Raw genomic sequence first — 11,802 nt, 5'->3', positions numbered from 1 at the left:
GCTACTCCTCAACGTTCATCTGGCGAAGCTGGAGGCGGTTCGACTTGGCCGACTTCTCGATCCGGGCCGCCAGTTCGGCGACGGTGGGGCCGCGGAAGACGGTCGTGACCTTCACGTCGACGCCGAGCTCGTTGCGTATGCGGCCGACCAGCCGGGTAGCCAGCAGCGAATGCCCGCCGTTGTCGAAGAAGTCGACGTCGATGCCGACCTCGTCCGCTCCGAGGAGTTCGGCGAACAGGCGGCACAGGACTTCCTCGTTGTGGTTGCGCGGCCCCCGCCCGGTGGCGGTCTCGGCGCGGTCCGGTGCGGGCAGGGCGCCCCGGTCGAGCTTCCCGCTGGGTGTCTTGGGGAACTCGGCGAGCGGCACGAGCGCGGTGGGGACCATGTACTCCGGCAGCCGCTCCTTGGCCAGGTCGGTCAGGGCCGCCAGGTCCAGGCCGGCCGGGTCCGTGCCGCCGGCCGCCGCCACGTAGGCGACCAGCCGCTGGTCGCCGGGGCGGTCCTCGCGCACCAGGGCGACCGCGCCGTCGATGTCCGGGTGCGAGGCGAGGGCCTGCTCGATCTCGCCGAGCTCGATGCGGAAGCCGCGGAGCTTGACCTGGAAGTCGGAGCGGCCGATGTACTCCACCTGGCCGTCCTCGCTCCAGCGCACGACGTCCCCGGTGCGGTACATGCGGGTGCCCGGTGCGCCGAAGGGGCAGGCCACGAAGCGGCCCGCGGTCAGAGCGGTCTGCCCGAGGTAGCCGCGGGCGAGCTGGTCGCCGGCGAGGTACAGCTCCCCGGTGACCCCGGCCGCCACCGGGCGCAGTGCCGCGTCCAGCACGTACACCTGGGTGTTCCACACCGGTGTGCCGATCGGCAGCCGGTCGGTGCCGGGCACGTACTGGTGGGCGGTGACCTCGACGGCCGCCTCGGTGGGCCCGTAGAGGTTGTTGGCGGTGCAGTTCGGCAGCAGTTCGGTGAACCGCTGGGCCAGTGCGGGCAAAAACGCCTCGCCGGCGACCTCGATCCAGCGCAGGCTGGTGCAGTCCTTGGCGGCGGGTTCGGCGACGAACGCCTCCAGCAGGGAGGGCACGAAGTCGGCGCCGGTGACCTGTTCGCGGCGCATCAGCTCCGCCAGGTAGGCGGGGTCGCGGCGTCCGTCGGGGCGGGCGATGACGACGGCGGCGCCGGCCTGCAGCGGTGCGAACAGCTCCGGCACCGACACGTCGAAGCTGGCCGTCGTGCTCAGCAGCACCCGGTCCTCGGGCGTGACGTCGAAGTGCGCGAGTCCCCACTTGAGCCGGTTCATGATCGCCCGGTGTGCCACCGGCACGCCCTTGGGGCCGCCGGTGGAGCCGGAGGTGAAGATGGCGTAGGCGGCGTTGTCCGGCGACAGGGTGCGCTCGGGGTTCGTCTCGGGGCGGCCGGAGACGTCCGGGAGGGTCTCGTCGAGGACCAGCAGCGGCCGCGCGCTGTCCAGGACGTGCCGTACCCGGTCCTCGGGCAGTTCGGTGTCGATCGGCACGTAGGCGGCGCCGGCCTTGACCACGGCGTAGATCGCCACCATCAGGTCCACCGAGCGCGGGATCCTCACCGCGACGAGCTGTTCGGGGCCGGCGCCCTGTTCGATCAGCCAGTGGGCGAGGCGGTTGGCACGCCGGTTGAACTCGGCGTAGGTCAGCCGTTCGTCCTCGCCGATCAGGGCGAGGCGGTCGGGGTCGCGGGCGGCCCGGGCCTCGAACGCGTCCGGCAGGGTGTCGGGGGCGACGGGGTGGGCGGTGTCGTTGATCTGCCGCACCAGCAGGTCGCGTTCGTCGTCGGCCAGCACCTCCACGGCGCCGAGGGGCACCGACGGGTCCTCGAGCACCTGCTCCAGCACGCGCACGAGCCGGGCGGCGATGGTCTCGGCCGCCTGGTGGTCGTAGAGGTTCTTCTGGTAGTCGAGGGACAGGCGCAGGTAGGGGTCGGAGGAGTTGAGGGTGAGGGGGTAGTGCGAGCCCGCGAACGGGCGGATGGCGTCGATCGTGAAGCCGGCGGAGGCGTTCGCGTCGATGATGCCCTCGCGGTCGACGGGGTAGTTCTCGAACACCACGATCGTGTCGAACAGGGAGGGCAGGCCGGTGCCGCGCTGGATGTCGGCCAGGCCGTAGTAGTGGTGGTCGAGCAGGGCGACCTGCCGGTTCTGCAGATCGGTGATGACCTCGCCCAGGCTGGTCGCGGGCGCACAACGGGCCCTGGTGGGAAGGGAGTTGATGAACAGGCCGACCATCTCGTCGCTGCCGGTCACATCGGCGGGGCGGCCGTTGACGGCGGCACCGAACACCACGTCGTGCTGCCCGGTCAGCTTCGAGATCAGCACCGCCCACGCGCCCTGCAGCAGCGTGTTCAAGGTGACGCCGAGCTGTGCGGCGCGCCGGGCCAGCTCGCGGCCCTTGTCGATGGACAGCGGCACCTCGACCCGCCCGAGGGAGGACGCCTCCCCCTTCGAGGTGAGGCCCGCGGCCACCAGGGTCGGCTCGTCGAACTGGTCGAGCTCGGCCTTCCAGCGGGCGGCGGACGCCTCCTTGTCCTGCCGGGTCAGCCAGGCCAGGTAGTCGCCGTAGGAGCGGACCGGCGCGAGGTCCGTGGTCCCGGCGTACAGCCGGACCAGGTCGGTGATCACCAGCGGTGAGGACCAGCCGTCGAACAGGGTGTGGTGCGCGGTCAGGACGACCTTGGCCTGCCGGGGCCCGCAGGTGAGCTGGGCCAGGCGCAGCAACGGCGGCCGGGCGGGGTCGAGCTGGTCCGCGCGGTCGGCGGCCAGGGCCGCGTCCAGGGCCGCGTTCCGCTCGGCCTCGCTGTGTCCGGTCAGGTCCAGGTGCCGCCACGGCAGGACGACGTGCTCGGCGACGACCTGCACCGGCTCGCCGTCGGCGGTGGTCAGGAACGCGGAGCGCAGGTTGGGGTAGCGCTCGAGCAGGGCCTGTCCGGCGGCCCGCATGCGGTCGGGGTCGACGTGGCCGGACAGGTGCAGCACGAACTGCATGTGGTAGACGTCGAAGGCGCCGTCGGCGAGCGCCGCCTGGAACTGGATACCGGACTGTCCCGGGGCCTGCGGCCACACCTCCACCAGCCGGCCGTAGCGCTGCTCCCATGTCTCGATGTCGCCCTGGCCGACCGTGACCAGCGGGGCGTCGGAGGGGGTGAGCCCGCCGATGTCCCCGGTCGCGGCGTAGGAGGCCATGCCGTGCAGCACCTGCACCCACAGCTCGGCCAGCTCCGAGGTCTGCTCGCGGGAGAGCACCCCGGTGGGGAACATGAACGCGGCCTGCAGACGGATGCCGTCGGCGGTTTCCGTGGCGACGGAGTTGACCTCCAGCGCGGACAGCGCGGGCAGGTCCGGGTCGGGCTCGGCGATCAGCTCGGCGGACCAGGACGTCGGCCCCCACCCGTGGTTGCGCAGGTGCTCGGGCACGTCCGCCTCGGAGATCCGGCCGAGGTAGTTGAACCCGATCTGCGGCACCGCGAGGCCGGCGAGCTGTTCGGCGGTCTCGGGGTTGAGGTGGCGCAGCAGCCCGTAGCCCAGGCCCTTGTCGGGGACCTCGCGCAACTGCTCCTTGACCAGCTTGATCGCCTTCGCGGCGGCGGGGCCGCCGGCCAGCACGCTCTCCAGGTCCACCGTCCTGACGTCGACGCGGGCGGGGTACATGGTGGTGAACCAGCCGACGGTACGGGACAGGTCGGCGCCGGGGACGGCGTCCTCCTCGCGGCCGTGCCCCTCCAGGCGGACCAGCGTCGGGGCGTCGGTGGTGCGCCAGCGGTCGACGGCCAGGGCGAGGGCCGCGAGCAGCACGTCGGTGCCGGTGCTCTTGAACGCGGCGGGGAGCGTGGTCAGCACGGCGTCGGTGACGTCGGCGGGAAGCTGCACCCGCACGGTGTCGACGGTGGACCACACGTCGACGGCGGGGTCGAACGCCCGCGTGCCCAGCGGGGGGTTGGGCGATTCGAGGAGGTCGCGCCAGTACGGCAGTTCCGCTTCCCGCCGCTCGGTGAGCGCCTCGTCGGCCAGGGCGGCCGCCCAGCGGCGGGCGGAGGTGCCCACCGGGGGCAGTTCGGGTGCGGTGCCTGTGCGGATCTGCTGCCAGGCCTCGGCGAAGTCGGCCATGAGGATGCGCCAGGAGACGCCGTCGACCACCAGGTGGTGCAGCACCACCAGCAGCCTGCCCTCGCCGGACGGGGCGGCGAACCAGACGAAGTCGGCCATGGTTCCGGCCTGCGGGTCCAGGCGGCCGAGAGCGTCGTGCAGTTCCGCCTTGGCCGCAGCCAGTGCGGACGGCTCCTCCCAGTGGCCCTGGCAGTCGACCCGGCGGATGAGGTCCGCGGCCCGCACGGTGCCCGTCGGGCGGGCGACGAGGGTGGGTTCGTCGCCGCGCACCAGGTGGGCGCGCAGCAGGTCGTGCCGGTCCAGGACGGCGTCCAGGGTCGCGGCGAGGCCGTCCGCGTCGATGCCCGCGGGCAGTTCGAGGACCATCGACATGGCGAACCGGTCCGTGCCGCCGCCGTGTTCGAACACGTGCCGGGCGACCGGCTGCAGCGGCATCGGGCCGATGCCGCCGTCCTCGTCCTCCTCCAGGACGGGCGTTTGTCCCTGGCGGGCGGAGGCGACCTCGGCGAGGCGGGCCGCGGTGCGGCACTCGAAGATCTCCCGTGTGGACAGCTCCAGGCCGCGGGCGCGGGCCCGGGCGACCACCTGGATGGAGCGCAGGCTGTCGCCGCCGACCGCGAAGAAGTCGTCGTCGGCGCCGATCCGTTCCACACCGAGGACGTCCGCGTAGGCGGCGGTGATGATCGTCTCGGCCTCGGTGCGCGGCTCGCGGTAGGCCTCGCCGAGGAACTCCGGTTCGGGCAGGGCCGAGCGGTCCAGCTTGCCGGTGGGACCGAGCGGGAGGCGGCCCACGGCCACGAAGGCCGCCGGCACCATGTAGTCGGGCAGCCGGGCCGCGACGAATTTGCGCAGCTCGGCGGAGGAGGCTCCGGCGAGGACGTCCACGTCGCCGATGCCGCCGGCGCCGTCGTCGCCGACGGCTCCCTCACCGGTGTGCACCACGTAGGCGACGAGCCGTTTGCCGCCCGCGGGCACCTCCCGGCTGATGACCACCGCCTCGCTGATGCCGGGGTGCTGGGTGATCGCCGCCTCGACCTCGGCGGTCTCGATACGGAAGCCGCGCACCTTGACCTGGCCGTCGCCGCGGCCCACGCACTCCAGCTGCCCCTGCGCGTTCCGACGGGCGAGGTCGCCGGTGCGGTACATCCGCTCCCCGGCCCGGCCGTAGGGGTTGGCGACGTAGCGTTCGGCGGTCAGGGCGGCGCGGCCGTGGTAGCCGCGGCCCAGGCAGGTGCCGGCGACGTACAGCTCGCCGATGACGCCCTGGGGCACCGGGGCCAGGCCCGGTCCCAGGACGTAGGCGCGCATGTTGCCCAGCGGGGTGCCGATGGGGGCGACGTCGCTGTCGGCCCACTCCTTGGACGGTGCGAGGGAGAAGGCGGTGGCGTAGAAGCTCTCGCTCTGGCCGTAGGAGTTGATGATGCGGGCGTCGGGCAGGGCCTCGCGCAGCTGGCGCACCAGCCGGCCCGGGAGCACGTCGCCGGCGAGGACGACCGTGCGGATGCCGGGTGCTTTGCCGAGGTGGGGAACGAGTTCGCTCAGTACCGAGGGGACGCCGCTGACGATGTGCCCGTCCCAGCTGTCGCGCTCCGCCAGTGCCAGTGTGTTCGCGACGATCTCGGCCGTGCCGCCGGTGGTCAGGGTGGTCAGCAGCTCGAAGACGGAGACGTCGAAGTTGACGGAGGTGCCGGCCAGCATCCGCCACCCGGGCGGCGTGTCGAGGACGTCCACCAGCTCCCGCACCCCGTCGACGACGCCCCGGTGGGTGATGGCCGCGCCCTTGGGCTTGCCGGTGGAGCCGGAGGTGTACATCACGTACGCCAGGTTGTCCGGGCCGAGCGGCGCGCGGCGGGCCGTGTCGTCGGGGGCGCCCGTGGCGGGCTCCCAGTCGGCGCTCCGGTCGAGGCGGACGACGGCGTCGATGGTGTTGGCGGGGATCTCCTGCCAGGTCGCGGTGTCGGTGACCGCGAAGCGCGGGGCCGCCTCGGCCAGCACGCTGTGTGCCCGCCCCTGGGCGTACTGCGGGTCCAACGGCACATAGCCCGCACCGGACTTGAGGATGCCGAGCAGGCCGATCACCAGGTCCTCGGTGCGCGGCAGCGCCAGGACCACCAGGTCCTCCGGGCCGGCGCCGCGCCGGATGAGTTCCCGGGCGAGCGCGTCGGCCCGCTCGTCCAGTTCCCGGTAGGTCAGCGTCCGGCCGTCGCACGCGAGCGCGGGGGCGTCGGGGGTGCGGGCGGCCTGGCTCTCGAACAGCTGCGGGATCGTCGCCGCGGGCGCCACCGCGGCCGTGTCGTCGGTGCGGGCGAGCAGCTGCTCGCGCTCGGTGGTGCCGAGGACGTCGACGGTGGCGACGGCGCGCTCGGGGTCGGCCACGAGCCGGCCCAGCACGCGGACGAACCGCTGCGCGATGGCGTCGGCGGTGTCCTGGTCGAAGAGGCTGGTGGCGTACTCCAGTCGGCACCGGGCGCCGCCGGAGCTGTCCGGGAGGAGGTCGAAGAACAGGTCGAACTTGGCGGTTCCGGTCTCCAGCCGTTCGACCTGGACGCCGAGGCCGGGCAGCTCGAGCGGCGGCACGGGCGGCTGCCAGGAGAGCATGACCTGGAAGAAGGGGTTGTAGGCGGTGGAGCGGTCGGGGTTGAGGAGCTCCACCAGCCGCTCGAAGGGCATGTCCTGGTTGTCGTAGGCGGCCAGCGAGCGGTCGCGGACCTGGTCGAGCAGGGCGCGGAAGGTCGGGTTGCCGGAGAGGTCGACGCGCAGCACCCAGGTGTTGACGAAGAAGCCGACGAGGTCGCGCAGTTCCTCGTCGGTGCGGTCCGTGATCGGGGCGCCGATGGACAGGTCGTCGCCGCATCCCAGGTGGTGCAGCAGGACCGCCAGCGCCGCGTGCATGACCATGGACACCGTGGTGTCCGCCCCGGTGGCCAGCTTCTCCACGGCGCCGAGCAGGTCGGGGTCGATGGTGAACGGGATCCGGTCGCCGTCGGGGCTCATCACCCGCGGGCGCGGGCGGTCGGTGGGCAGTGCCAGCGGCTGCGGGAGGTCGGCCAGCGCCTTGCCCCAGTAGGCCAGTTGGCGGGCGGAGAGGCTGTCCGGGTCGGACTCGTCGCCGAGCACGTCGCGCTGCCACAGGGTGTAGTCCGCGTACTGCACCGCAAGCGGCTCCCACTCGGGTGCCCTGCCCTCGGCGCGAAGGGCGTAGGCGGTGGTGAGATCGCGGAACAGCGGCCCGAAGGACTCCCCGTCCACGGCGATGTGGTGCGCGACGACGACCAGGGTGTGCTCGTCGGGTGCGCAGCGCAGCAGCCGGGCGCGGATCGGGGTGTCGGCGGCCAGGTCGAAGGTGGCGGTGGCCACGTCCTCGACGGCCGCGGCCCGGTCCTGCTCGGTGACGTCGAGGACCCTCAGGTCGAAGGGCCTCTCCCCCGACGCCAGCACCTGCTGGTGCGGGACGCCGTCGTCGCCCTCGACGATCACGGTGCGCAGGACCTCGTGCCGGTCGACGACGTCACCGAGCGCCGCCCGCAGCGCGTCGGCGTCCAGCTCACCGGTCAGCCGCAGGGCGAAGGCGCCGTTGTAGGTCGGCGAGGGGCCTTCGAACCGGTCCACGAACCACAGCCGGCGCTGCGCGAACGACAACGGGATCATTGTGTTTCTCCAAATCGGCAGAACCAGGAGGGAGCGGGCCGCGACTCAGCTCAGGTCGAGCAGGTCCAGAAGTTCGTCGTTGTAGAAGTCGTCGATGGAGCACGCCCCCGACAGGGTCGAGAAGTAGCGGTCGATGTGCTCCTGGTGGCCGACCAGTTGCTGCAGCATCTCCACGCGGCCCTCGGGCTTGAGCTCGGCCACGTTCAGGGCGCCCTGGTAGTGGCTGAGGGCCTCGCCGCTCAGGTCGTTCTCGTAGCGCTTGAGCGCGGTGCGCAGCGCGGCGTCGTCGTGCAGCTGCGTGCCGACGTGGTCGATGAGGGACTGGGCCTGGGCGAAGGCCTCGGTGATGCCGCGGGCGGTGATGGAGTCCTTGTGGTTGACCGCGTCGCCGACCAGCACCCAGCCGGGGCCGTAGGCCTTGCGGAAGTAGTTCTCCTGGTGGCCCGTGCCGTAGATCTGCTCCACCCGCCGGCCCGCCCGCATCCGCTCGTACAGCTCGGGCGCGGTCGTGCGGAAGGAGTCGAGGTAGAAGGGCTCCACTCCCTTGCGGACCTCGTTGTAGAGGTCCTGCGGGAAGTAGGTCATGAGCAGCGTGAGGTCGTCGTTGGTGGGGATGACGCCGATCCAGCGGCCGGGCCGCTCGTACAGCTCGAAGTGCGAGGGGACGTTCTCCCAGTAGCTGTAGTAGGTGCAGCTCACCCGCGGGTGCTCGATGACGTTGCGGGCGCCCGCCTTGCGGGCCACCAGCGAGCGCATGCCGTCCGCGCCGACGACCAGGCGTGCCCGCTCGGTCGTCTCGGTGCCCTCGGGTGTCGTGTACCGCACGCCGGTGACCCGGTCGTCCTGCCACACCAGGTCCTTGACCGCGCAGCCCTCACGGAAGTCCACGCCGGCCTCGACGGCCCCCTCGGCGAGCAGCGGGTCCAGGACGTAGCGCCGGGGCGCGTAGGTGTGGTGCAGGCCGTCGACCGGCAGGGAGAAGCCCTCGATGCGCACCCCGGGGCCCTGGTAGCTCTGGCGGGTGATGGGCCGGCAGCCCGCGTCGCGGAGCTTGTCGAGCAGCCCCCACCGGTTCAGCAGCCCCATGCCCTGCATGTGGATGTAGTGCGAGGACAGCGTGTCCTGCGGGAACCGCGCTTTCTCCAGGAGCAGGACTCGGTAGCCCTGCCGGGCGAAGAGCATGGCCGTCGGCGAACCCGCACAACGGGCACCGATGACAATCACGTCGTACATGGCGCGCCTCTCTGACCAGGTAGTTTTTTGCACGCAACGCGGCCTGCGGCCGGGAGATCCTTGTGAATTCAGCGCGCTATCGATGCAGCGGCAGGGATTCGATGTACGCGGAGATCGACGCCACCGTGGGGTGGAGGAACATCTGGTCCATGGGGACCTCGGCGCCCAGTTCCTCCAGGAAGGCGCCCTGGATCCGGACCATGATCACGGACTGGCCGCCGAGGGCGAAGAAGTCGTCGTCGGCCGCTATGTCGTCGCGCTTCAGTTCCCGGCGCCAGATGGCGCGCACGCTGTCGGCAGTCATCACTGTCCTCGGTTCTTGAGGGCGTCGACCAGCGCCGCGCGGTCGACTTTCCCGTGCGGGCTCAAAGGGATCGCCGGTACGTCGATGAAGCGGGCCGGGACCATGTTGCGCGGCAGCGTCCGAAGGAGGCGGGCGCGCACGGCGTCCTCGGCGAGAGCGCCCGCCTCCGGTACCACGAACGCGGTCAGCTCGGCCTCGCCGGCGTCGGTGTGGGTGACCGCCACGGCGGCCTCCCGCACCTCGGCCAGCCTGCCGAGCGCGCGTTCGATGTCGGTGGGATCGATGCGCATGCCCCGCACCTTCACCTGTGCGTCCATCCGCCCGGCGACGACGAGGTCACCGGCCTCGGTCACCCGGCCGCGGTCGCCGGTGCGGTACAGCCTGACCGGCACGCCGTCGACCTCGACCGTCGTGAACTTCGCGTTCTCGGGGCCGGCGGCGCCCAGGTAGCCGGCGCCGACACCGGCCCCGGCGATGCAGATCTCGCCCTCCTCCCCCGCTGCGACACCGCGCAGTCGCTCGTCGAGGAGGTGGATGTCGGTGTTGTACGCCGGCCGGCCGACCGGGGCGATGTCGTGCTCGCCCGTCCGGTACCCGGCGAGGTCGAACGATGTCGCCACGTCCGTGCACTCGGCCACGCCGTACTGGTGCAGCAGGGTGCAGGTGTTGCCCTCGCGGCGCATCCAGTCGGTGAGCCGCTCGGGCTTGAGCGCCTCCCCGCCGAACAGGACGTAGTCGAGGCGGGTGAGGGCGTCGCCGCCGCGCGCTCTCTCCCAGTCGATGAGCACGTACAGGGTGCTGGAGGCGCAGTGCACCACGCGGATGTCGTGCTCGCGCAGGACGCGGTAGGCCAGCATGGCGTCGAAGTTGCGGCTGGCCAGCAGGTACTGGGTGGCGCCGCAGAACAGCGGTGTCATCAGCGCGCGTTGGGAGAGGTCGAAGCCGAACGCGCTGACGACGAGGTTGTCCGAGCCGCTGTGCAGGCCGTACTCGAGCTTGAGCCAGTTCATCAGGTTGAACCAGCCCTCGTGGCGCACCGCGGTCAGCTTCGGCGTGCCGGTGGAGCCGGAGGTGAAGACGGCGTAGCAGATGTCGTCGCCCGTGACGGGGACGTGGGGAGAGGTCGCCGGCAGGCCCGCCAGGTGCTCGCCGAGCTCGTCGAGGTCGACGACGTCGACGGCCGCCGAGGCGACCATGGCGGCCGTCGCCGGGGAGGCCACGATCAGGGCGAGGCCGGGGACCTGGCCCAGCAGCTGCTGGAGCCTGGCGGCCGGGTAGGCCGGGTCGAACGGCACGTAGGCCGCGCCCGCCTTCAGTGTGCCGAGGATGGCGACGAGCAGGTCGACGGAGTAGTCGAGGCAGACGCCGACCTTCGCGCCCCGGCCGTGTCCGCGCGCGGTGAGGAAGTGCGCGAACCGGTTCGCCCTCGCGTCCAGTTCGGCGTACGTCACCTGCCGGCCGGCCCGGACGACGGCGACGGCGTCGGGGGTGGCCTGCGCGTGCGCCTCGAACTGCTGGTGGACGACGGGCGCCGGGGGCAGGGCGACCCGTTTTCCCTGAAGGATCATCAACTGACTCCGATATGAGGGGTGTCCGGTCGGACGAGCCGCCGGCCCACCGCGCGGTACGGGCTTGTCGGCACCTTCGGGCGGTGCGGTGCGGCTTCGGGCGGTGCGTCGGTGCGCGCTGCTTGTTCAGGCGGTGCGCCGGTCGGCGGTGTGCCGGTCGGTGGTGTCGAGCGTCTGGGTGACCCACCGGCCGACGGGCAGGCCGTGTGCGGCGGCCTGCCGGGAGTAGTGCTCCAGCTGGTCGGCGGACAGCTCGATGGTGAGCGTGGTGACCTGCCGGCGCTGCTCGGTGGCGGCCGGCTCGACGGGCCGGGGCACCTCCCGCTTCCCGGCGTCCGTGCCCGGGGAGTTGCCGGCCTCGGCGCTCTGCGCGGCCAGGCCGGCGCGGAGCGCCCTGCGCAGTTCGTTGCGCGACCACTTCTGCTGTTCGGCCCTGCGCAGCCAGTAGTCCTGCTCCGGCGGCGAGAGGCGGGTGACCTCGGCGTGGTGGGCGAAGCTGAGGCCGTCGTGCCTGCGGTGGTGCTCGAACCGCCGGGCCACCCACGCGTAGTTGCGCAGGGTCTGGTAGTCGAGCCCGGTGCGCTCGATCGCCTCCTTGTAGCGCCGCCACCCGTAGGTGGCCTCACCGTAGAGCAGCCAGTCGGCGAGCCACCACGCGGAGGAGTTCACGAGCTCGCGCAGGTTGGCGCCGATCCGCTCCCAGGACCGCTCCGGCAGGTCGGGAGGGAAGACCATCCCCGACTTCTGCACCGTGGCCTGCGACCCCACGAAGGACAGGACCACGTCGCCCTGCGCCGGCGCACGGCCGGCGTCCACGGGCCCCGGCCGGTGCCTGCCCGCGGTTCTCACAGCCCCCGTCACAACCTTCAACTCCCCACTCGAAGTGTCTTCCTGGGTGCGGACCGGTCCGGGGCGGACGACAG

5 protein-coding genes are annotated in these 11,802 nt (G+C 72.3%); all 5 read right to left on the bottom strand.

Annotation, left to right across the window (positions count from 1 at the left end; all coding sequences use genetic code 11):
- Position 1: 1 nt before the first annotated feature.
- Entirely contained in the window at positions 2 to 7,774 is a 7,773-nt protein-coding gene (locus ACZ6KY_RS26610; protein WP_469312804.1) for an amino acid adenylation domain-containing protein, read from the bottom strand.
- 45 nt (positions 7,775 to 7,819) lie between these two features.
- Positions 7,820 to 9,007, bottom strand: coding sequence for an NAD(P)/FAD-dependent oxidoreductase (locus ACZ6KY_RS26605; RefSeq protein WP_469312803.1), 1,188 nt, complete (start codon positions 9,005 to 9,007; stop codon positions 7,820 to 7,822).
- A 76-nt stretch (positions 9,008 to 9,083) separates the two neighbouring features.
- Positions 9,084 to 9,311, bottom strand: coding sequence for an acyl carrier protein (locus tag ACZ6KY_RS26600; protein ID WP_469312802.1), 228 nt, complete (start codon positions 9,309 to 9,311; stop codon positions 9,084 to 9,086).
- Positions 9,311 to 10,879, bottom strand: coding sequence for an amino acid adenylation domain-containing protein (locus tag ACZ6KY_RS26595; RefSeq protein ID WP_469312801.1), 1,569 nt, complete (start codon positions 10,877 to 10,879; stop codon positions 9,311 to 9,313). Before ACZ6KY_RS26595 ends, ACZ6KY_RS26600 begins: the two co-directional genes overlap by 1 nt.
- A gap of 126 nt (positions 10,880 to 11,005) precedes the next feature.
- The gene (locus tag ACZ6KY_RS26590; protein ID WP_469312800.1) at positions 11,006 to 11,695 is read right to left on the bottom strand and encodes an LmbU family transcriptional regulator; all 690 of its coding nucleotides are present in this window, start codon (positions 11,693 to 11,695) and stop codon (positions 11,006 to 11,008) included.
- Positions 11,696 to 11,802: the final 107 nt, after the last annotated feature.

The organism is Streptomyces sp. NPDC042002 (genome assembly GCF_055588305.1).
Note: the sequence above shows the minus strand (reverse complement) of the source record. Positions and strands in the feature narration are given on the sequence as shown.